The organism is Dickeya sp. MK7 (genome assembly GCF_000406305.1).
Classification (GTDB): Bacteria; Pseudomonadota; Gammaproteobacteria; order Enterobacterales; family Enterobacteriaceae; genus Dickeya; species Dickeya fangzhongdai.
This window is the reverse complement of record NZ_CM001984.1, coordinates 221,098-242,853: the sequence shown is the minus strand read 5'-3', so window position 1 is coordinate 242,853 and position 21,756 is coordinate 221,098. Positions and strand designations below refer to the sequence as shown.

The 21,756-nt window shown below is 56.9% G+C and carries 18 protein-coding genes and 1 riboswitch; of the genes, 9 read left to right on the top strand and 9 right to left on the bottom strand.

All coding sequences use genetic code 11. The annotated features are described in order from the left end of the window. Positions 1-193: 193 nt before the first annotated feature. A complete protein-coding gene (gene murI, locus DXXMK7_RS01165; protein ID WP_038917491.1) occupies positions 194-1,066 on the bottom strand; it encodes a glutamate racemase in 873 nt (290 codons plus the stop codon). Further along, positions 1,011-2,888: a TonB-dependent vitamin B12 receptor BtuB gene (btuB, locus tag DXXMK7_RS01160; RefSeq protein WP_038920761.1), complete on the bottom strand. Its 1,878-nt coding sequence runs from the start codon at positions 2,886-2,888 to the stop codon at positions 1,011-1,013. The genes murI and btuB overlap by 56 nt, the downstream gene beginning before the upstream one ends. Before the next feature lie 67 nt (positions 2,889-2,955). After that, positions 2,956-3,158, bottom strand: a riboswitch (cobalamin riboswitch). 139 nt (positions 3,159-3,297) lie between these two features. Here btuB and trmA point away from each other — a divergent pair. Beyond that, complete coding sequence (gene trmA / locus DXXMK7_RS01155; RefSeq protein WP_038917490.1) at positions 3,298-4,401, top strand: tRNA (uridine(54)-C5)-methyltransferase TrmA; 1,104 nt, start codon at positions 3,298-3,300, stop codon at positions 4,399-4,401. Between the two features lie 12 nt (positions 4,402-4,413). Here trmA and DXXMK7_RS01150 read toward each other — a convergent pair whose 3' ends face one another. Further along, complete coding sequence (locus DXXMK7_RS01150; RefSeq protein WP_038917489.1) at positions 4,414-4,785, bottom strand: YijD family membrane protein; 372 nt, start codon at positions 4,783-4,785, stop codon at positions 4,414-4,416. Between the two features lie 14 nt (positions 4,786-4,799). Then, positions 4,800-5,438 carry an HTH-type transcriptional repressor FabR gene (fabR, locus tag DXXMK7_RS01145; RefSeq protein WP_038664569.1) on the bottom strand — a complete coding sequence of 213 codons (639 nt, stop codon included), beginning with the start codon at positions 5,436-5,438 and terminating at the stop codon, positions 4,800-4,802. Between the two features lie 206 nt (positions 5,439-5,644). On the opposite strand from fabR, the gene sthA reads away from it, so the two are divergent. Continuing rightward, positions 5,645-7,045, top strand: coding sequence for a Si-specific NAD(P)(+) transhydrogenase (sthA, locus tag DXXMK7_RS01140; protein WP_087881307.1), 1,401 nt, complete (start codon positions 5,645-5,647; stop codon positions 7,043-7,045). A gap of 37 nt (positions 7,046-7,082) precedes the next feature. On the opposite strand, the gene oxyR is transcribed toward sthA, so the two are convergent. After that, complete coding sequence (gene oxyR, locus DXXMK7_RS01135; protein ID WP_033569035.1) at positions 7,083-8,000, bottom strand: DNA-binding transcriptional regulator OxyR; 918 nt, start codon at positions 7,998-8,000, stop codon at positions 7,083-7,085. Between the two features lie 162 nt (positions 8,001-8,162). Between oxyR and DXXMK7_RS01130 the strand changes: the two genes are divergently transcribed. Beyond that, the gene (locus DXXMK7_RS01130) at positions 8,163-8,894 is read left to right on the top strand and encodes a glutathione peroxidase (RefSeq protein WP_038664565.1); all 732 of its coding nucleotides are present in this window, start codon (positions 8,163-8,165) and stop codon (positions 8,892-8,894) included. Between the two features lie 174 nt (positions 8,895-9,068). On the opposite strand, the gene metF is transcribed toward DXXMK7_RS01130, so the two are convergent. From metF to metB, 3 genes are all read right to left on the bottom strand, one after another. Further along, entirely contained in the window at positions 9,069-9,965 is an 897-nt protein-coding gene (gene metF, locus DXXMK7_RS01125; RefSeq protein WP_038664563.1) for a methylenetetrahydrofolate reductase, read from the bottom strand. Between the two features lie 354 nt (positions 9,966-10,319). Next, positions 10,320-12,755: a bifunctional aspartate kinase/homoserine dehydrogenase II gene (locus tag DXXMK7_RS01120; RefSeq protein ID WP_038917488.1), complete on the bottom strand. Its 2,436-nt coding sequence runs from the start codon at positions 12,753-12,755 to the stop codon at positions 10,320-10,322. 2 nt (positions 12,756-12,757) lie between these two features. After that, the gene (gene metB, locus DXXMK7_RS01115) at positions 12,758-13,918 is read right to left on the bottom strand and encodes a cystathionine gamma-synthase (RefSeq protein WP_038917487.1); all 1,161 of its coding nucleotides are present in this window, start codon (positions 13,916-13,918) and stop codon (positions 12,758-12,760) included. Between the two features lie 188 nt (positions 13,919-14,106). On the opposite strand from metB, the gene metJ reads away from it, so the two are divergent. Then, entirely contained in the window at positions 14,107-14,424 is a 318-nt protein-coding gene (metJ, locus tag DXXMK7_RS01110) for a met regulon transcriptional regulator MetJ (RefSeq protein ID WP_013315901.1), read from the top strand. A 116-nt stretch (positions 14,425-14,540) separates the two neighbouring features. Here metJ and rpmE read toward each other — a convergent pair whose 3' ends face one another. Beyond that, positions 14,541-14,756, bottom strand: a complete 216-nt coding sequence (gene rpmE / locus DXXMK7_RS01105; protein WP_013315900.1) for a 50S ribosomal protein L31 — start codon at positions 14,754-14,756, stop codon at positions 14,541-14,543. 275 nt (positions 14,757-15,031) lie between these two features. Between rpmE and priA the strand changes: the two genes are divergently transcribed. The 5 genes from priA (at position 15,032) to hslU (ending at position 21,677) form a co-directional block, all read left to right on the top strand. Further along, positions 15,032-17,230, top strand: a complete 2,199-nt coding sequence (gene priA, locus DXXMK7_RS01100; RefSeq protein ID WP_038920760.1) for a primosomal protein N' — start codon at positions 15,032-15,034, stop codon at positions 17,228-17,230. A 435-nt stretch (positions 17,231-17,665) separates the two neighbouring features. Further along, positions 17,666-18,736 carry a DNA-binding transcriptional regulator CytR gene (gene cytR / locus DXXMK7_RS01095; protein WP_038917486.1) on the top strand — a complete coding sequence of 357 codons (1,071 nt, stop codon included), beginning with the start codon at positions 17,666-17,668 and terminating at the stop codon, positions 18,734-18,736. Between the two features lie 51 nt (positions 18,737-18,787). Next, positions 18,788-19,720: a cell division protein FtsN gene (gene ftsN, locus DXXMK7_RS01090; RefSeq protein ID WP_071605138.1), complete on the top strand. Its 933-nt coding sequence runs from the start codon at positions 18,788-18,790 to the stop codon at positions 19,718-19,720. Positions 19,721-19,805: 85 nt separating this feature from the next. After that, positions 19,806-20,336, top strand: a complete 531-nt coding sequence (hslV, locus tag DXXMK7_RS01085) for an ATP-dependent protease subunit HslV (protein WP_012767897.1) — start codon at positions 19,806-19,808, stop codon at positions 20,334-20,336. A 9-nt stretch (positions 20,337-20,345) separates the two neighbouring features. Continuing rightward, entirely contained in the window at positions 20,346-21,677 is a 1,332-nt protein-coding gene (gene hslU, locus DXXMK7_RS01080) for an HslU--HslV peptidase ATPase subunit (RefSeq protein WP_038664546.1), read from the top strand. The last annotated feature ends 79 nt before the right edge of the window (positions 21,678-21,756 follow it).

Sequence of the window (21,756 nt, the reverse complement as noted above, 5' to 3'; positions counted from 1 at the left end):
AGCATGACCACTTACCGTGGTCGCGGGTCGCATATATTATGCTTTCCCGAAAAGAAGTCAAGCGATATGCGCCTGATTTCTTACTGAAACCGCTTCGGTTTGTTGCCGTTGCCGTGTCAGTGGAGGCGCATTATAGGGACTTCTCCGTCGCTGACAAGCACTAATTTCAAAAATAATTTTGACCGCTCAATATTTATTCGCCAGCAGGCAAAAGCGTTAATCGTTCCAGCGAACTGAAACCATAACGGCGCAGAACAGGCAACAGTGTCGCGACCTTAGGTGTAATCGATAAACAGTAAGCCAGATTGCGCTCTGTCGACAATTTCGGATTCTCCAGATGCTCGATCAGCCATGCTGTTCTGCGCGCAATAGCGGAGCCCGAATCGACAAGCCGTGTGCCGTCAGGCAATACCTGCTGCAACTCTTCCGATAACAGAGGGAAATGAGTACATCCCAGAACGACCGTATCCGGGGGTTCCGACAATTTCAGCCAGGGCTTGAGGATTTTCCGCAACGCGTCCTCAGGTACCGTTTCCCCATGAAGTTTGGCCTCCCCCCATTCAACCAACTCTGCAGACCCCAGCAACAGAATCTGACAGTCATTGGCAAAGCGGGAAATCAGTTCGTGCGTATAAGGACGCTGGACCGTGGCACGCGTCGCCAGCAACCCAACGACGCCGTTCCGGGTCAATTTGGCAGCCGGTTTTACCGCGGGCACCACACCAACGACGGGGAAATTAAAGCGCGCACGCAGTGCCGGGAGTGAAATCGTACTGGCTGTATTACAGGCAATGATGACCAATGACAGCGGATGTTGTTTTTCCACCGCGTCAACGATAGACACCACGCGCTCAATGATAAATTGCTCAGGCTTTTCTCCGTAGGGAAAAGCCTCGTTATCAAAGGCGTAGATATAATGTAAGTCCGGCAGTAGGTTGCGAACTTCATCATAAACAGACAAACCGCCCACCCCGGAATCAAATACAAGGACCGTGGGGCGGGCGGGTAAATCAGAAACTATAGCTTCCGGTGAGATAGTATTCTCGCCCTGCAGTTCGGTAGCCATATACCGTCTCATAATTCTTATCGAACAGGTTGGCTATTCTAGCACGAACTGTCAGATGTGAGGTGACGGGATATGACGCAGCAACATCCCACAGACTGACACCAGCCAACTTCACCCTCTCTGATGTATTAAAGTTCTGGTCATAACGCTCACCTAAATAATGATAGGTCACCGTCCAGTCTAGGTCGTTGAACTGCCAGTCCAGATCATATTTGAATTGCTGCCGGGCACGTCTGGTCAGAACTTCATTCGTGTCGACATTACGTGGATCCAGATAATCGTATGACAGTTTGTGTGATACGAACCCTGTATCAAACGATGCGGTTGCTTCCACACCTTGTAAACGGGCGCGTCCCACGTTCATATTTGCAAAAGTCGGCGCACTGCCGCTCTGGATCAGGTTATCCACATCATTGCGATATGCCGATACATGCCAGTTCACCGGACCGGTAAGACCTTCAATACCGCCTTCCCATTGCTTGCTTTCCTCAGGTTTCAGGTTGGGATTTCCAGCAAATGACCCATACAATTGACCAACTGTAGGTGCCTTATAACCCGTCTCATAAGAAGCCAGCAGACGATACCCTTCAACAAACTCCCACGCGGCACTGCTCTGCCAGGTAGTATGCTGACCAAACTGAGAGCTATCATCACTACGCAACGCACCTTCAAGTGTTACTGGCCCGAATGACTGCAACGCCGTGGTATAAACGCCAGTATTCCGCAACTCATACCCATTGGTGACAAAATTGGTTCCAGGCTCGGTGGTCTGTTTCTGCCAGTCGACCCCAACGCCGATATTCCCTTTACCAACCTGAACACTGTTGCCCCACTGAACGTTGTACTGCTGAATATCATCCAACGTTGCGGAAATATCAGAGCGGCCAAAACGCGGATCGTAATTATAGTCTTTACTGTGGCTGTAGCTGGTAATCAGCTGAGATGACCAAATGTCTTGGTGATAACGTAATCCACCATCCCAAGATTGGCTATAGAGCTGCCTTGTATCGGGAAATGCCCCCACACGATTAAAGCTGGCGGTACCATCATACGCGGTCCGATTGTCAAAACCGTATCCACGTAAGAATCCACTTATGCTATCGCTGAACTGATGCTCGACATTGCCGTATAACGTTTTGCTCATAAAGCCATCGCGGTCAGACTGAGCAGGATCCCCAAAGGGATCAGGCAAGTTGGCAACCACATTAAACCCTCTGGTATAGGTGTAATTGCCTGCAAAGGTTGCCAGCGTATTGGCCCCCAGCTGCTGCTGGGTCGCAGCGTCATAAGATTGATAACCATTGGAGCCGATACCTGCGGAAAGCGTGGTACCTTTCTTCTCGCGTGTCGTGATGATGTTAACCACACCGCCAATCGCATCCGAACCATAAACGGCGGAACGCGGTCCGCGGATATATTCTACTTTCTGAACCAGAGAGATCGGGATTTGGCTGATATCGGAAGAACCGCTGACGCCGGCCTGGTTAAGCCGAATACCGTCAATCAACACCAGCACATGGCTTGAAGAAGAACCACGAATAAACAGAGAGTTCAATTGCCCCAACCCGCCGCTCTGGTAGAAATCGACACCCGGAAGTCGGCGCATCACATCCGACAAACTCTTCGACTGCCAACGATCAATATCATCACGCGTCACCACGGTAGTGGGTGCCAGTACGGAAGAAATCGGCTGGGGGAAACGGTTGGCGGTCACCACCATTGCGTCATTGCTGTTTTGCTGTGTGTTGTCGCTACCCTGCGCCCATCCTGAAAAAGCTGTGGCTACCATCGCCGCCAGCATTGTGGTTTTTTTAGTAAACATTCTAAGCATCCAAACTGAATTGGCAGGATGCCGCACCCTCATGATCGATAGCACGCGATGACCATGAAACATTGCGACGTATTCCGGCAGGTCTTCGGACTCGGGGTTATGCCATGATGACTGGCTAGGCGGCGATGACTTCCCATCCGTCAGGACAGTGTCCGCATCACGCTATCGTCGCCCATTCCCCTTACCGCTGCGCGTCAGTTCCAGATTCGCACTGGATTCCCTTTTCACCTGCGAGGCAAGACCGGACGCCCATGCTACGATCGAGGCAGGTGGATGTCTAGACTTCCATTTTGGATAAGAGAATCCGTGCAACAAGGCTGGACATCCCTTCTGGATGCCCTACAATCGCGCCCTGACAACATCGCCACCCTATCCCAGCCGTTTTTCAGATGAGACCATCATGACGCCAGAGATTCTGCCCATCGACCAGTATGACGCCCAACTTGAAGAAAAAACCGGGCGCCTCGGAGCCATGATGGCGCCATTCGATGCGCCGGCGCCGGCCGTGTTCCGATCGCCGGTCAGTCACTACCGGATGCGGGCGGAATTTCGGATCTGGCATGATGGCGATGACTTGTACCACATTATGTTTGATCAGCAGACCAAACAGCGGATCCGCGTCGATCAGTTTCCGGCCGCCAGCGAGTTGATCAACCGCCTGATGCCGGCGCTGCTCAGTGCCCTGCGGGCCGAGCCGGTGCTGCGGCGCAAGCTGTTTCAGATTGATTATCTCTCCACGCTTAGCGGTGAGATTGCAGTTTCGTTGCTCTACCACAAAGCGCTGGATGACGAATGGCAGCAGCACGCCCGCCTCCTGCGTGATCAACTGCGCAGTCAGGGTTTTGCCCTGCAACTGATTGGCCGCGCCACCAAAACCAAAATCTGTTTGGATCGGGATTACGTGGACGAGTGCCTGCCGGTCGCCGGCCGTCAGATGATTTATCGTCAGGTGGAAAACAGCTTCACCCAACCCAATGCGATGATGAATATCCAGATGCTGGAGTGGGCGCTATCGGTGACGCAGGGGTCGAAAGGCGATCTGCTGGAACTGTACTGCGGCAACGGTAACTTTTCGCTGGCGCTGGCGCGCAATTTCGAGCGGGTGCTGGCAACCGAAATCGCCAAGCCATCGGTCGCGGCGGCGCAGTACAATATTGCCGCCAACCAGATTGATAACGTACAGATTATTCGCATGGCGGCGGAGGAATTCACCCAGGCCATGAACGGCGTGCGTCAGTTCAACCGCCTGCAAGGCATCGATCTGAGCGGCTATCGCTGTGAAACCATTTTTGTCGATCCGCCCCGCAGCGGCCTGGACGACGGCACCGTAAAACTGGTGCAGGCGTACCCGCGCATTCTGTACATCTCCTGCAACCCGGAAACGCTGTGCGCCAACCTGGAAACCCTAAGTCAGACGCACCGAATCAGCCAGTTGGCGCTGTTTGACCAGTTCCCTTATACCCACCACATGGAATGCGGCGTGTTACTGGAAAAGCGTCAGTAACCTCACTACGGATTAAGGCGTGTTGGTTTCACTGTCGGGCTTGCGGGCCCGCAGCTTCACTACCAGCCACAGCGCCAGCACCACGCACAGGATTGACGGCACGAAATTGGAGCCGATTTGCGGGTACTCGGCGCGCACAATAGCGCTGTAAAGCAGCAAACCGAACAGGAAACAGCCCGCCGCCAGCAGCGGTGTGCCTTTTGGCATGGCATGATGCATGTAACGCTGATGCAGGCAGTACACCGACAGAACCAGCGCAATCAGCGGAAAGATGGAAAACGGCACGATAGAACTGAACACGGCGACAAAGGAACCATTCGCGGACAAACCGGCCGCCAGCGCCAGCACCAGCGTACTTTTCTCTGAATTTATCTGCTCTGTCATGACTTTTCCTCTGATTATCCCTCAGGGTAGGCAAACCCCTTACCCTGCTCTTTGCGATACCAGTAATAGGCGCCTTTGGCAATCATGCGCAACTGCAACACCAGCCGCTCTTCCAGCTGGCGTCGCTGCTCTATATCCACATCCAGCGCTTCAGCGCCGGCGCTGAATACGATGATCACCATCGCTTCCGCCTGTGCCTCCGCGAAGCTGCGCGGGATATGATTTTCGACTTCAAGATAGTCCGCCAGTTCAGCGATAAAATGCTGAATTTCACGCGCCACGGCAGCACGGAATGCCGCTGAAGTACCGGAACGTTCGCGCAAGAGCAGCCGAAAGGCGTTGGGGTTATTGCCGATGAATTCCATGAACGTCGATACCGATGTTCTGATCACGCTGCCGCCGCTTTTGACGATACGCTGGCGCGCCTGCCGCATCAGCTGGCGCAGCATCAACCCGCTTTCATCCACCATCGTCAACCCCAGTTCGTCCACATCGCGGAAATGGCGATAAAACGAGGTAGGGGCAATGCCGGCTTCACGAGCCACCTCACGCAAACTCAGGCTGGCAAAACTGCGTTCAGCGCTTAACTGGCTGAAAGCGGCCTCAATCAGGGAACGACGAGTTCGTTCTTTTTGTTGTGCTCTGACACCCATTATCCTGCCCGCAGTCATCGGCTCTCCTTAAATCAAGGGAAGCACTATAACAAACTTTACTCTCCACATACTGCGCCAAAGTTTGCCATAGTAAAAATGTGATCATCGGTTCCCATACGGATATCAGGGATGATTGGGTTATCAGCAGGACGATGTTACAATCGCGTTAGTAATTTGTATAAAAACAGGTGGTTCCTACCATGTCCATACAACAGCAATACGATTACGATGCCATCGTGATTGGTTCGGGTCCGGGCGGTGAAGGGGCGGCCATGGGGCTCGCCAAACAAGGGGCGAAAATTGCCGTGATAGAACGGCATTACAATGTTGGCGGTGGCTGTACCCACTGGGGAACCATCCCATCCAAAGCCCTCCGACACGCCGTCAGCCGCATCATCGAATTCAATCAAAACCCACTCTACAGCGACAACGCCCGCGTCATCAGTTCCTCATTTTCCGATATCCTGCGTCACGCCGACAGCGTGATCGGCCAGCAAACCCGCATGCGCCAGGGTTTCTACGAACGTAATCACTGCGAACTGTTTTCCGGCGAGGCGCGTTTTATTGATGCGCATACCGTCGCGGTCTTCTACCCGGATGACACCCACGATACGCTGACCGCCGCAAATATCATTATCGCCACCGGTTCGCGGCCTTATCATCCGGCCGGGGTGGATTTCCATCATCCCCGCATCTACGACAGCGACTCCATTCTCGATCTGGATTATGAACCCAAACACGTGATCATCTACGGTGCTGGGGTGATCGGCTGCGAATATGCGTCGATCTTCCGGGGGTTGAACGTGAAGGTCGATCTGATCAATACCCGCGATCGGCTGCTGGCGTTTCTCGATCAGGAGATGTCCGACGCGTTGTCCTATCACTTCTGGAACAGCGGCGTGGTAATTCGTCACAACGAGGAATTCGAACGCATCGAAGGCCTGGATGACGGCGTCATCATCCATCTGAAATCCGGCAAAAAGATGAAGGCGGATTGCCTGCTCTACGCCAACGGACGCACCGGCAACACCGAAACGCTGGGGCTGGAAAATATTGGGCTGGAAACGGACAGCCGCGGCCAGTTGAAGGTTAACAGCATGTACCAGACCGCTCAGGCGCACATCTACGCCGTGGGCGATGTGATCGGTTATCCCAGCCTGGCGTCGGCCGCCTATGATCAGGGCCGCATCGCGGCGCAGGCCATCACCAAAGGCGACGCCACCGCGCATCTGATCGAGGATATTCCCACCGGTATTTACACGATCCCGGAGATCAGCTCCGTCGGCAAAACCGAGCAGGAACTCACCGCCATGAAAGTGCCGTATGAAGTCGGCCGCGCCCAGTTCAAGCACCTGGCGCGAGCGCAAATTGTCGGGATGAACGTCGGTAGCCTGAAAATTCTGTTCCACCGCGAAACCAAGCAGATTCTGGGCATTCACTGCTTTGGCGAACGCGCGGCCGAAATCATTCACATCGGTCAGGCCATCATGGAACAGAAAGGCGAAGGCAATACCATCGAGTATTTTGTGAACACCACATTCAACTACCCGACTATGGCCGAAGCCTATCGGGTAGCGGCGCTGAACGGTTTAAACCGGTTGTTTTAACAACCGGTTTTTTGATAACGAATCGTTTTGGCTTTGATTAATCAGACTGTTTTGACAGCTGTTCCATGTGGAGCTGCATGTGCTCGCGCACTGAATCGGCCAGTTGTTCATAACGGCCGCGCAACGGCGAGCCCGGACGATACACCAGCGCGATGGTGCGTTTGGGCTCCGGTTTGTAACAAGGCAAATAGCACACGCCGTCACGCACTCGTTCCCGCGGCACCGCCAGCGACGGCAGCAGGGTAATACCGCTGCCCGCCGCTACCATGTTGCGCAGAGTTTCCAGACTGGTGGCGCGGAAATGGGTATCCTCGTCCGCGCCCGCCTGGAAACAAAATCCCATCGCCTGATCGCGCAGGCAGTGCCCGTCTTCCAGCATCAGCAGTTTTTCGCCCGACAAATCGGACATCGCCACCCGCTCGCGGTTCGCCCAAGGGTGATCCTGATAAATCGCCAGCTTCATCGGCTCATCAAACAACGGCACTTCGATAAACGCTTCCGACTCTTTCACCATCGCCAGAATGGCGCAATCCAGCTTGCCGCTGTCGAGCTGGGCCAGCAGTTGGTGAGTCTGGGCTTCATGCAGGTACATTTCCAGCTTCGGGAAAGTGCGGTGCAACATCGGAATAATCTGGGGCAGCAGATAAGGACCGACCGTCGGGATCAGGCCGATATGCAGCGGACCGGACATGGTTTCGCCCTGCTGACTGGCCATCTCCTTCAGCACCTTCACTTCACGCAATACGGTTCTGGCCTGCTCGACCAGCAGCAACCCCGCCTGAGTGAACAGGACTTTGCGGCTGGTTCTCTCCAGCAGCATCACCCCCAGTTCGTCTTCCAGTTTGCGGATCTGGCCGCTCAGCGTGGGCTGGCTGACGTGGCAGGAGTCCGCTGCGCGTCGAAAATGGCGATGCTCCGCCAATGCCACCAGATACTCTAAATCCCGAATATTCATGCCCTGATTCCCCTAAACATGATAGTCCCTAGCGATAGATAGGATAGCAACGAACGATTAGTCCTATCAACATTTGATAATGAATAATGTCCCTAACGAATCGAGTCCTGATCACTGACGGATTCAGCCAAACAGAACGTTTCGACTAGCAGGGACTGAAAAATGTTTGTAAGCCAAGAAGGCAAGAAAATTCCGTCAGTAACTTTCCATACCCGTCAGGGGGATCAATGGGTTGACGTGACGACCGGGGAACTCTTCAACAACAAGACCGTGGTCGTCTTTTCCTTGCCAGGGGCCTTTACACCAACCTGCTCTTCCAGTCATTTGCCACGCTATAACGAGTTGGCTGCGGTATTCAAGCAATTTGGCGTGGATGCGGTTTTATGCGTATCTGTGAACGATACTTTTGTGATGAATGCCTGGAAAGCCGACCAAGACGCAGAAAACATTACGTTTATTCCCGATGGCAACGGCGAATTCACCCGCGCCATGAACATGCTGGTCGAAAAAGCAGAACTGGGCTTCGGCCCCCGCTCCTGGCGCTACTCCATGCTGGTTCGTCACGGCGTGGTGGAGAAAATGTTTGTTGAACCCAACAAGCCGGGCGACCCGTTTGAAGTTTCCGACGCCGACACCATGCTGAAGTACCTTGCTCCTCACTATAAGGTTCAGGAATCTGTTTCACTGTTTACCAAACCCGGCTGCCCGTTTTGCGCCAAAGCCAAACAGTTGCTGCAGGATCGCGGTATTCAATACGAAGAAATCATGCTGGGTAAGGATGCCACCACGGTGAGCCTGCGGGCGGTGACCGGGCGTAGCACCGTTCCCCAGGTATTCATGGGCGGCCGCCATATCGGCGGCAGCGAAGAACTCGAAACATTCCTGACCACATAAATTTTTATAAAGCCAACGAAACTTTGGCGGGCTTCGGCCCGCCCTTTTTTTATCTTCGAATAGCGCTTTTTATTTTCGAATATCGTTATTCACGCCAAATACCCCATGCCTTAAGCACGAATGCCCGCCCGGATATCTCCGGGCGGGCATTCAGCGCAATAATCGGCGAGGAAATCAGGCGGCCGTCACCGGGCGCACGCCCAGCGTATGGCAGATGGCGTAGCTCAGTTCCGAACGGTTCAGGGTATAGAAATGGAAATCCTTCACGCCTTCACGGCTGAGGATCTTCACCATATCCATGGCGATCGACGCGCCGACCATCTTGCGGGTTTCCGGGTCGTTATCCAGCCCTTCGAACATGGCGGTCATCCAGTTCGGCACACGCACATTGGTCATGGTGGCGAAACGCTGCAACTGTTTGAAGTTCGACACCGGCAGAATACCGGGGACGATTTCCACATCGATGCCGGTCGTGACGCAGCGATCGCGAAAGCGCAGATAGCTTTCCACGTCAAAAAAGAACTGTGTGATGGCACGGCTGGCGCCGGCGTCAATCTTGCGTTTGAGATTGATCAGGTCCGCCTGCGCGCTTTTCGCTTCCGGATGCACTTCCGGATAGGCCGCGACCGAAATATCAAAATCCCCTACTTCCTTGAGCAAGGTGACCAGATCAGAAGCGTACATCTCCGGTTTGCCGCTATCCGGCGGTAAGTCGCCGCGCAGGGCGACGATGTGGCGGATGCCGCTCTGCCAGTAGTCCTGGGCAATGGCTTTCAGTTCGTCGCGGGAAGCATCGATGCAGGTCAGGTGCGGCGCGGCTTCCAGGCCGGTACGTTCCTTGATGCCTTTGATGATGCTGTGAGTGCGGTCACGCTCGCCGGAATTGGCGCCGTAGGTCACCGACACGAATTTGGGTTTCAGGCTGCTGAGGCGGTCAATGGAGTTCCACAGTGTTTCTTCCATCTCGCTGGTGCGCGGTGGGAAAAACTCAAAGGAAACGTTAATCCGGCCCTGTAATTCCGCCAGGTTCTGGTTCAACGCTTCCTGATGGTTCGCGTGGAAAAAGCTCATATCCTTACCTCGATTCGCCATTATCATCGTTATTTTCTACAAACGTCTATACGTTTAGACGTCTATATAGAAAATGACCGAATCCGCTTAAAGAGTCAACGCTTTTCAGCGCGATAAATACTGATGTTTGTTCATGCAAGATGAAGAAAATTCATGGTGGCGTACGGCAGGCCGTCATGCCTCATCACAGAAAAAACACACATGAAATGTAAGGGATGCACCCTCAGTATTGGCAAAAAACGCGGCCCTCGCCACTGGATGAACCGAAGGCATAAAAAAGCCCGCGGCTGCGGGCTTTAAGACATGATGACTAACGCCGTCTGATTTCAACTGACGCGATTTCAACCGACACGATTACAACAGTTGCGCCAACCGATTGAGATCCGACTGAATCGCCCCGGCCGTTACGTCGCGACCGGCTCCCGGGCCGCGAATCACCAGCGGGTTATCGCGATACCAGCGGCTTTCGATAGCGAACACGTTATCACACGGCAACAACGCCGCCAGCGGATGATCCGCCCGCACGGCTTCCACGCCTACGCGCGCCTTGCCGTTGACATCGAAGCGGGCGACATAGCGCAGCACCAGCCCCATCTCGTTGGCGGCTTCCAGTCGCTGCAACATTTGCTGATTCAGCGGCTCGCCGTCTTCAAAGAACTGATCCACCGAACCGTTCTCGCATCCGGCAGGCACCAGCGATTCCACCCGCACCTGATTGGGCTCGATTTCATAACCCGCTTCGCGCGCCAGAATAACCAGCTTGCGCATCACATCCTGACCGGAAAGATCGACGCGCGGATCCGGCTCGGTCAATCCCTGCTGCCAGGCTTGATCCACCAGTTCGGTAAAAGGCACCGTGCCGTCAAACTGCAGGAACAACCATGACAGCGTGCCGGAGAAGATACCGCTGATAGCCAGAATGCTATCGCCGCTTTCACGCAGGTCCCGTACCGCATAGTTCACCGGCAACCCGGCGCCAACGGTGGCGTTGTACAGCCAGTGGCGCCCGGTTTTGGCGAACGCGTCGCGGATCTGCCGATAGTTGTCGCCGCCGGATGCGCCCGCCAGTTTGTTGGCGCTGATCACATGGAAACCATAGCTGGCGAAATCCAGATAGAGATCGGCAACCGACTGGCTGGCGGTCACATCCAGCACCACCAAATCATCATACGGATGGGCGCGCATCCACAGGAACAGCTCATCGTCGTCACGTTCCTGCGCTTCATCGCCGAAGAAAGCCAGCACACGACTGGCGTCCAGCCCGTCGTAATTCAGCAGGCTGCGGGAACTGTCCACCACGCCCGCCAGCGTGAACTCAAAACCGGTGCGCGCCGAAATCAGGCTCTGCTCCCGGGCAAACAGCTCCAGCCAGCGCGAACCGATGTTGCCTTTGCCGAACAACACCAGCCCGATGCGTTTTTCCGCCCGGAACAGCGAATGATGCAGACCGCGCACCAGATGCTCGGTCGGTCCTACACGCAGCACCGCCACCAGACTGATGTCGTCTTCCGCCTGCCAGACGAACTCAATCGGCTGGTCGCGCAGTTGCTGGTAGAAACGGTGGCTGTGCAGCGGGTTGCGGCAAACGCCCGCCCCCACCAGCGCCACCAGCGCCAGCCCTTCGCGCAGATGAAGCGATACCGGCAACGCCGCCTGCTCCAGCACCTGCCAGGCGCTATGCACCACTTCCGAGGTGTAGCACAGCTGCAGCAGGTTGCGATCCTGATGCACGCCCAGCGCCAGCGGCCGGATCTGGGATTTTTGCAACAACTGTTCGACGTCTTTGTGGGTGCGGGCAAAATCGTGCTCCGCCGGTACGCCAATCTCAATCAGACAAACATCATCATGACTGGTGACAATCTTGGCGCCGGTGCCGGAGGCCAGCACGCGCTCAATGCGGGTCGACCCTTGTTCAGGTTGGTAGCTACAGCGCAATTGCAGATCGATATCGCTGCCGGAAACCGGCTGCAGGGTGCGGGCATGCAATACCGGCGCCGCCAGACGGGCCAGCTCGCTGGCTTCATCCAGCCGCAGCAACGGCAACAGGCAGGCGTCTTTCACCTTACGCGGGTCAGCGCTGTAGACGCCGGCCACGTCGCTCCAGATGGTGACGCGCTCGACGCCAGCCAACGCGCCAATCTGCGTAGCGGAATAGTCGCTGCCGTTACGGCCCAGCAGGACGGTTTCGCCTGCGTCGTTACTACTGATAAAACCGGTAATCACCAGACGCTGCCCGGCATGCTGGGTCAGCAGTTGTTGCAACAGCGGCCAGGAACGACCTTCATCGACCTGCGGCTGCGCCGCACGCTCGGCGCGCAGGAAGGTACGCGCATCCAGCCAGGCGGCAGGCAGTTTTTTCTGATTCAATACCGCCGCCATCAAACGGGCGGACCAGATTTCGCCGTGCCCGACCACCTCGGCGTAGGCGGCGTCGGTGAGCTTGCCATCCAGCAACGCGGCCAGACGTTCCAGATCGCGAATGAATTCATTGATAAGCGGCGCTGCCGTTTCGGCCGGCAGCAAACCGGAAATCAGCTCGCTTTGATAACGGCGCAGCGACTGTTGTACCTGATGGGCGGAAATCCGATCCGACTGGCTGAGGTTTAACCAGCTGATCAACTGGTTGGTGGTGCTGCCCGCCGCCGATACCACCATCAAATCGCCCGCCTGGCTGTAATCCGCCATGATGCCGGCGACGCGCTGATAACATTTCACATCAGCCAGGCTGCTGCCGCCGAATTTGTGCAGTTGCCGTCCCTTCACGGCCGCTGCTATCCCTAACGCACTCATTGTTACCTCTTGGCTGCTGCCTGAAATGCTCTGTCCAGATCGGCAACCAGATCGTCGCCGTCTTCAATGCCGACAGAAATACGCAATAACGTCTCCGAGATACCGGCGGCGGCGCGCGCTTCCGGCGCCATGCCGGCGTGGGTCATGGTAGCCGCGTGAGAAATCAGGCTCTCTACGCCGCCCAACGATTCCGCCAGCGTGAACAATTCCAGTGCGGCCAGAAAACGGCGCAGGGTACCTTCATCGCCATCCAGCTCAAAACTCAGCATCGCGCCAAAACCGGACTGCTGCCGACGGGCAATCTCATGACCGGCATTCTCGGGTAAAGACGGATGATACAACGCTTTCACCAGCGGCTGATGCCGCAAATACTCCACAATTTGCAGCGCATTCTTCTGCGCGAGCGTCATACGCGGCGACAGCGTGCGCAGACCGCGCAGCAACAGGTAGCTGTCAAAGGCCGCGCCGGTCACGCCGATGTTGTTGGCCCACCAGGCCAGCTCCGTCACCACCGCTGGATCGCGGGCGATAACCGCGCCGGCTACCACGTCCGAATGACCATTGAGGTATTTGGTGCAAGAGTGCACCACCAGATCCGCCCCCAGCTTCAGCGGATTTTGCAACGCCGGGCTCAGGAAGGTGTTATCCACCACGCTCACTGCGCCCGCGTCTCGCGCCGCCTGACAGATAGCCGCGATATCCACCACGCGCAGCAGCGGGTTGCTGGGACTTTCCACCAGCACCAGCTTCGGTTTTTCCGCCAGCGCCGCCTGCAGTTCGGCCGCATTGCCCTGATCGACGAATTTCACCCGGTAGGCGCCGCGTTTGCTCAGGCTGTCGAACAAACGGTAGCTGCCGCCGTAGCAATCGAGCGGAGCCACCAACAGGTCGCCAGGCCGCAAAAACACCGTACAGACCAGCAGAATCGCCGACATGCCGCTGCTGGTCATGACCGCGCCCGCGCCCCCCTCCAGTTCCGCCAACGCGCGTTGAACCACATCACGGGTCGGGTTGCCGCGCCGGGAATAGTCGTGCGCTCTGGGTTCATTAAAGCCGGTGAAATTGTAGGTGCTGGAGAGATGAATCGGGGGAACAACGCAACCGAACTGCTCGTCATTGTTTAACCCACTGCGGACTGCGATAGTAGCCTGTTTACGCGTCATCGGTGCTTTTCCTGACTGGAGGACTGAGGTAAAGAGATTAAAGAGTAAACCCGGACGATATAGACGTCAATACATCTGGACTTCTAAACTTCTTTGCGTATAGATTGAGCATCCCTATAATAATCGTTAGAATTATGGTGTTTTGTGCCAGTGACTGTTTTTATCACGATCAATATTTAAGGTATCCCATGGCTGAGTGGAATGGCGAATACGTAAGCCCATACGCTGAACACGGCAAGAAGAGTGAGCAGGTTAAGAAGATCACCGTATCTATCCCTTTGAAGGTGCTGAAGATACTGACAGACGAGCGTACCCGTCGTCAGGTCAACAACCTGCGTCACGCAACCAATAGCGAGTTACTGTGTGAGGCGTTTTTGCACGCTTTTACCGGCCAACCCTTACCGAATGATGACGACCTGCGTAAAGAACGCGGCGACGAAATTCCCGATGCCGCCAAGGCAATTATGCGTGAGATGGGGATCGACCCGGATACGTGGGAATACTGACTCGCCCGTTTGGAGCGGATGGGGAAAGACACCAGAAACGACAAAGGCACCCGCAGGTGCCTTTGTTTTGGCTGGAAAACCGGTTAACCGGTTTTCCGCCCCGGTGCAAAAACCAATTATTTTTTGGTGCCCGGGACGCTGAAGCGTTTGTTGAAACGCTCAACACGACCACCGGTGTCAACGACACGCTGTTTGCCGGTGAAGAACGGGTGGCAAGCGCCGCACACGTCCAGGTTCAGGTCATGAGCAGCAGTGGAACGGGTTTTGATGACGTTACCGCAAGAGCAAGTAGCGGTAATTTCAACGTAATTCGGGTGAATACCTTCTTTCATGGGAAACCTCTGTTTAAGGCCGTGTCGCTATCCAGCCCTGTTCCGCCAGACACCACACGAAGTTGAGTGAAATGTTCTTTACACCACAAGGTATAAAGGCGGCGGATCATACAGAAATTAACCACCCGATGCAATTGGATCCGTGCGGACTCGCCGCCTCTGATAAACAAGATGGCGCGCAAGATTGCACAACGCATCCGCGCACAGTACCGTGACGGCAGACAAACCCTCATGCATGACGTAAGACTTTCATGACGCATTTGAACGCAGAGACCATGCCCGTTGTTCAGGTTGCCTTGCCGGTACCGCTGACGCGCACGTTTGATTACCGGCTGCCGCCAGGCGCGACGCCGCCGGTGCCGGGCGTGCGCGTCAGCGTTCCCTTCGGCAACCGTAAGATGATCGGTATCGTCACTGCCCTGAGCGCCGGCAGCGAACTGCCGCTGGAACAGCTTAAACCACTGCACGACGTACTCGACGCCGCCCCGCTGTTTCCGGACAGTCTGTGGCGCATCCTGCTGTGGGCGGCGGAGTATTACCACTATCCGCTTGGCGAGGTGCTGTTCCATGCCCTGCCGATTTTACTCCGTCAGGGAAAACCGGCCCATAGCGCGCCGCTCTGGCAATGGTTCGCTACCGAGCAGGGGCGCGCCACGCCGCTGAACGCGCTGAAACGGGCGCCCAAGCAACAGCAGGCGCTGGCGGCGCTGCTACAAGGGCCGCTGTACCGCCATCAGATGGCGGAAACCGAGCTGACGGAAGCCGCGCTGCAGGCGCTGCGTGAAAAAGGGCTGAGCGAACTGCGCGCGCTGCCGCAGCAGGTGCGGGACTGGCGCAACGATTTCAGCCTGACGGGCGAGCGCCTGCGTCTTAATACCGAACAGGCTACCGCCGTCGGCGCCATACGCAGCGAAGACGATCATTTTGCCGCCTGGCTGCTGGCGGGCATTACCGGCTCCGGCAAAACCGAGGTCTACCTCAGCGTGCTGGAAAATATTCTGGCGCAAGGCAAGCAGGCGCTGGTGCTGGTGCCGGAAATCGGCCTGACGCCGCAAACCATCGCCCGCTTCCGCGATCGATTCAACGCGCCGGTGGAAGCGCTGCATTCAGGGCTGAACGACGGCGAGCGGCTGTCGGTGTGGCTGCGCGCCAGACAAGGCGAAGCGGCCATCGTCATCGGCACCCGTTCCGCGCTGTTTACCCCTTTTGCCCGACTGGGGCTGATCGTCATCGACGAAGAACACGACGGCTCCTACAAGCAGCAGGAAGGCTGGCGTTATCACGCCCGCGATCTGGCGGTGTTCCGCGCCCGGCAGGAAGACATTCCCATCGTCATGGGGTCGGCCACGCCGGCGCTGGAAACGCTTTATAACGTGCAGATTGGCAAATACCGCCAGTTGCGTCTTAGCAAGCGCGCCGGCAATGCCCGACTGGCGCAGCAACATTTGCTGGACCTGAAAGGGCTGCCGCTGACCACCGGTTTGTCGCAGCCGTTAATCAACCGCATCCGCCATCACCTGGCCGCGGACAATCAGATCATCCTGTTTCTCAACCGCCGGGGTTTCGCGCCGGTGGTGCTGTGCCATGAATGCGGCTGGATCGCCGAATGCCAGCGCTGCGACAGCTACTACACCCTGCACCAGCATCAACGGATGATGCGTTGCCACCACTGCGACAGCCAGCGTCCGATACCGCAGCAATGCCCGCAGTGCGGCTCCACCCATCTGGTGCCGGTCGGCCTGGGCACCGAACAGTTGGAACAGGCGCTGCCGACGCTGTTTCCCGAGGCTCCGATCACCCGTATCGATCGCGATACCACCAGCCGCAAAGGGGCGCTGGAGCAGCAACTGGCGCAGGTTCGCCAGGGCGGCGCCCGCATTCTGATCGGCACCCAGATGCTCGCCAAAGGCCACCACTTTCCCGACGTCACGCTCGTGGCGTTGCTGGATGTCGACAGTTCGCTGTTTTCCGCCGACTTCCGCGCCACCGAACGCTTCGCCCAGCTCTACACCCAGGTGTCCGGTCGCGCCGGTCGCGCCGGCAAGGCGGGCGAAGTGGTGCTGCAAACCCACCACCCGGAGCATCCGCTGTTGCAGACGCTGCTGCATCAGGGCTACGACGCTTTCGCCAGCCAGACGCTGAAAGAACGCCAGAGCGTGCTCCTGCCGCCGTTTACCAGCCATGTGCTGTTCCGGGCCGATGACCACGACAATCAGCAGGCCAGCCTGTTCCTGCAGCAGTTACGCAATCTGCTGGAAGCCAGTCCGCTGCGCGACGACTCGCTGTGGCTGATGGGACCGGTGCCGGCGCTGCAACCCAAGCGTGCCGGGCGTTTTCGCTGGCAATTGCTGCTGCAGCATCCGTCGCGCGCCACGCTGCAACGACTGATCCGCAATTCCATGCCGTTGATCGATACCCTGCCGCAAACGCGCAAAGTGAAATGGGTGATGGATGTCGACCCGACGGACAATTGAGCCGATTCTGAGCCGCCGGAATATCTGATGCCAGCAGCAGCGGCATTTTTTGCGAACAGCCCCGAGAAACAGATAATTCAGGCTGCGCCTGCGTAAATTATTCGATAAATATTGAATGCAATCTGTTAAGAGTGATGGCGGAAGCAGTATGCTGATCAGGCGGTTGGCACAACACCGGACGCCAGGCGCCGGGGTGACAACCCGCCACCCAGTGCTATACCTGTGCATAGGGCTCCCGATACCGTCGCCGCCCGCACGGAGCATGTCCGGTCGGGAACCCTGAACCATACGATACTTCACGACAGCACCGCCTGGTCATGCCGCGTTTCATGACGGCGCATGGCAAAATCAGACATCCTGAAAAACGGTGGCCGGCCTTTGATAGCGGTCCCTTGACTACGGCGCCAGTAAACGCTGACGCAAGGAGGAAATGCGTTGGAGCAGAAAAAATTCATCCCGCCCGCAACGATGAAAGACGTTGCCGACCAGGCCGGCGTATCCACCGCAACGGTGTCCCGCGCCTTGACCAATCCTGAGAAGGTGTCGGCCACCACTCGCCAAAAGGTGGAGCAGGCCGCGCTGGCGGTGGGATACTCTGCACAAAATCTTGCCCGTAATATGAAACGGCATGAGTCAAGAACGATTCTGGCGCTCGTTCCCGATATCTGCGATCCCTTTTTCACCGAAATGCTGCGCGGTATTGAGGAAACGGCGGCGGAACGCGGCTATCTGGTACTGATTGGCGATTGCGCCCACCAGCGCAAAACGGAAAAGACCTTTCTGGACCTGATCACTACCCGGCAGATCGACGGCATTCTGCTGCTGGGCTCGCAGCTGCCGTTTGATGCCGGCAAGGACGAACGCCGTCATCTGCCGCCGATGGTGATGGCAAATGAGTTCGCCCCTGAGCTGGATATGCCCACCGTACACATCGATAACCTGACCGCGGCGTTCGAGGCCGTCAGTTATCTCAATCAGTTGGGGCACCGGCGCATCGCCTGTATCGCCGGTCCGGAACAGATTCCGATCAGCGAATACCGGCTACAGGGCTATATTCAGGCGTTACGCCGCTGCGGGCTGGTGATCGACAACCAGTACATCGTGCGCGGCGACTTCAGCTATGACACCGGTTCCCGCGGCCTGATACGGTTGATGTCGCACCCCACGCCGCCCACCGCGATTTTCTGCCACTGCGACGTCATGGCGCTGGGAGCGCTGACGCAGGCGCGCAAAATGGGGCTGGACGTGCCGCGTGACCTGTCGCTGGTCGGGTTCGATGACATCGCGCAGGCCAGCCACTGCTTTCCGGCGCTGACCACCGTTTCCCAGCCGCGCTACGATATCGGTCGCGAAGCCATGCTATTGCTGCTGGCTCAATTGCAGCAACACAAGGTCCAGCGGGGGTCGCGGCTGATATCCAGCCAACTGATTATCCGCGACAGCACCGCCGCGCCGTCTCTGCGTGTTACAGGCTTTAAGAATTCCGGTGCTGGTCAAACATTTTAGGGTTCAGTAACATGGCGACCTGTTACTTATTTTTTTCGCAACGAAACGATTGTGGCACAACGAGACTATGTCAGCCGGGGGCGTTCTGGAACGCGCCGGAAAAAAACATCCAGCCGGAAACGAGGCGGGTCCTCGGGCGCATCCAAGACGATGATAGCGCTGGCCGTTGCCGTGCTGGTCACGTTTGCCGGCGGACTCTATTTTATCGCCCACAATAAGCCGGACGAATCGCCGGTCCTGCCGCATCAGGGGACCAAAGGCAACGGGTTGCCGCCTAAACCGGAAGAGCGCTGGCGTTATATCAAGGAACTGGAAAACCGGCAGATTGGCGTTGCTTCGCCGACCGAACCCTCGGCGGGCGGAGAAATCCAGTCGACGGGCCAACTTACCGATGAACAGCGGCAACTGCTGGAGCAGATGCAGTCGGACATGAAACGCCAACCGACCACGCTGACGGAAGTGCCCTACAACGATCAAAGCCAGATGCCGGCCCGCTCGGTAGCGCCCAGGCCGCAGACGGTCGTGCCGATCGTGCCCAATACCAGCACCATGACGCCGCCGACGCCGCCGCGTACCACGACTGCCGTTCCGGCGGCCAGCCAGCATCATACGACCCAGGCGACGACGCCACCGGCACAGACGGCGCAGAAACCGGTGCAGACAGAGCCCCGTAAAGAGGCCGTCAAAACGGAAACGGCAGCCAAAGAAACCGCCAAAGCCGACAGCAAGACAGCAGAGAACACCAAGCCAGAGAAAGAACAACGCTGGATGGTGCAATGCGGTTCGTTCAAGACGGCGGAGCCTGCCGAATCGGTAAGAGCGGAACTGGCGTTTGCCGGCGTCGAAAGCCGTATCGCCAGCAGCGGCGGCTGGCATCGGATTATGCTCGGGCCGTACAACAGCCGTACCGTGGCCGACAAAATGGCACAAAAACTCAAAGGCATGGGGCAATCCAACTGCATCCCGTTAGCCAGCGGGGGTTGAAAACCCCCCGCCCCTCCCCCATGTTTATCGTCAATATGCCCCGCGTCCGCGCGGGGGCCTTTTTCTCAGTAACGGGGATAAACTCGTGACAACAATTGTAAGCGTACGCCGCAACGGTCAGGTCGTGATTGGCGGAGACGGACAGGCCACCCTGGGCAACACCGTAATGAAAGGCAACGTGCGTAAAGTACGCCGTCTGTACAACGACCGGGTTATCGCCGGATTCGCTGGCGGCACCGCCGATGCGTTTACCCTGTTTGAACTGTTCGAACGCAAGCTGGAGCTGCATCAAGGGCATCTGGTGAAGGCCGCCGTGGAACTGGCTAAAGATTGGCGCACCGACCGCATGCTGCGTCGGCTGGAAGCGCTGCTGGCGGTCGCCGACGAAAACGCGTCGCTGATCATCACCGGCAACGGCGACGTGATTCAGCCGGAAAACGATCTGATCGCTATCGGCTCCGGCGGCCCCTACGCGCAGGCTGCCGCGCGCGCCCTGCTGGAAAATACCGAATTAAGCGCCCGGGAGATTGTCGAAAAATCACTGGGTATTGCGGGTGACATCTGCATCTACACCAACCAGTTCCACACGATTGAAGAATTAGCCTCCAAGGCGTAAGGATCTACTATGTCTGAAATGACCCCGCGCGAAATAGTCAGCGAGCTTGATAGCTACATCATCGGCCAGCACAAAGCGAAGCGCGCCGTGGCGATTGCCTTGCGTAACCGCTGGCGCCGCATGCAGCTGGAAGAGAGCCTGCGCCATGAAGTCACCCCGAAAAACATTCTGATGATCGGCCCGACCGGGGTGGGGAAAACCGAAATCGCCCGTCGTCTCGCCAAGCTGGCCAACGCCCCGTTCATCAAGGTGGAAGCGACCAAATTCACCGAAGTGGGCTACGTCGGCAAGGAAGTAGACTCGATTATCCGCGACCTGACCGATGTCGCCATCAAGATGGTGCGCCAGCAGTCGATGGAGAAAAATCGCTACCGCGCCGAAGAGCTGGCCGAGGAGCGCATTCTGGACGTGCTAATTCCGCCGGCCAAGAACAACTGGGGCCAGACGGAAGAGAATCACGAGCCGTCTGCCGCCCGTCAGGCGTTTCGCAAGAAACTGCGCGAAGGGTCGCTTGACGATAAAGAGATCGAAATCGAGCTGGCGGCGGCTCCCGTCGGCGTCGAAATCATGGCCCCTCCGGGCATGGAGGAGATGACCAATCAGTTGCAGTCAATGTTCCAGAATCTGGCGGGTCAGAAACAGAAAAACCGCAAAATCAAGATTCGCGAAGCCTTCAAGCTACTGGTGGAAGAAGAAGCCGCCAAGCTGGTCAACCCGGAAGAGCTTAAGCAACAGGCGATCGAAGCGGTAGAGCAGCACGGCATCGTGTTTATCGATGAGATCGACAAGATCTGCAAACGGGGCGACACCTCCGGTCCGGACGTGTCCCGCGAAGGGGTGCAGCGCGACCTGCTGCCGCTGGTGGAAGGCTGTACCGTATCCACCAAGCACGGCATGGTGAAAACCGACCACATCCTGTTCATCGCCTCCGGCGCGTTCCAGGTCGCCAGCCCGTCGGACCTGATCCCCGAGCTGCAGGGTCGTCTGCCGATTCGCGTGGAATTGCAGGCGCTGACCACCGAAGACTTCGAACGTATTCTGACCGAACCCAGCGCGTCGCTGACCCGTCAGTATCAGGCATTGATGGAAACCGAAGGCGTCAACATCACGTTCCAGCCGGACGGCATCCGTCGTATCGCGGAAGCGGCCTGGCAGGTTAACGAGCGCACGGAGAACATCGGCGCCCGCCGTCTGCACACGGTGCTGGAACGACTGATCGAAGAAGTATCCTACGGCGCCAGCGAAATGAACGGCCAAACCGTGACGATCGATGCAGATTATGTACGCAGTCACCTTGATGAGTTGGTAGCAGATGAAGATCTGAGCCGATTTATCTTATAATCCGTGTTCACGGATCGCACTGATGACTGACCAGTGGGAGGCCAATGCCTCCCACTGCTGTTTTTATCACCGTCACCAG

Bases quoted from the DNA above. Each gene is read 5' to 3' on its own strand.
- murI (WP_038917491.1), bottom strand. From the start codon at position 1,066: ATGGCTACCGAACTGCAGGGCGAGAATACTATCTCACCGGAAGCTATA.
- btuB (WP_038920761.1), bottom strand. From the start codon at position 2,888: ATGTTTACTAAAAAAACCACAATGCTGGCGGCGATGGTAGCCACAGCT.
- trmA (WP_038917490.1), top strand. From the start codon at position 3,298: ATGACGCCAGAGATTCTGCCCATCGACCAGTATGACGCCCAACTTGAA.
- DXXMK7_RS01150 (WP_038917489.1), bottom strand. From the start codon at position 4,785: ATGACAGAGCAGATAAATTCAGAGAAAAGTACGCTGGTGCTGGCGCTG.
- fabR (WP_038664569.1), bottom strand. From the start codon at position 5,438: ATGGGTGTCAGAGCACAACAAAAAGAACGAACTCGTCGTTCCCTGATT.
- oxyR (WP_033569035.1), bottom strand. From the start codon at position 8,000: ATGAATATTCGGGATTTAGAGTATCTGGTGGCATTGGCGGAGCATCGC.
- DXXMK7_RS01130 (WP_038664565.1), top strand. From the start codon at position 8,163: ATGTTTGTAAGCCAAGAAGGCAAGAAAATTCCGTCAGTAACTTTCCAT.
- metF (WP_038664563.1), bottom strand. From the start codon at position 9,965: ATGAGCTTTTTCCACGCGAACCATCAGGAAGCGTTGAACCAGAACCTG.
- DXXMK7_RS01120 (WP_038917488.1), bottom strand. From the start codon at position 12,755: ATGAGTGCGTTAGGGATAGCAGCGGCCGTGAAGGGACGGCAACTGCAC.
- metB (WP_038917487.1), bottom strand. From the start codon at position 13,918: ATGACGCGTAAACAGGCTACTATCGCAGTCCGCAGTGGGTTAAACAAT.
- metJ (WP_013315901.1), top strand. From the start codon at position 14,107: ATGGCTGAGTGGAATGGCGAATACGTAAGCCCATACGCTGAACACGGC.
- rpmE (WP_013315900.1), bottom strand. From the start codon at position 14,756: ATGAAAGAAGGTATTCACCCGAATTACGTTGAAATTACCGCTACTTGC.
- priA (WP_038920760.1), top strand. From the start codon at position 15,032: ATGCCCGTTGTTCAGGTTGCCTTGCCGGTACCGCTGACGCGCACGTTT.
- hslU (WP_038664546.1), top strand. From the start codon at position 20,346: ATGTCTGAAATGACCCCGCGCGAAATAGTCAGCGAGCTTGATAGCTAC.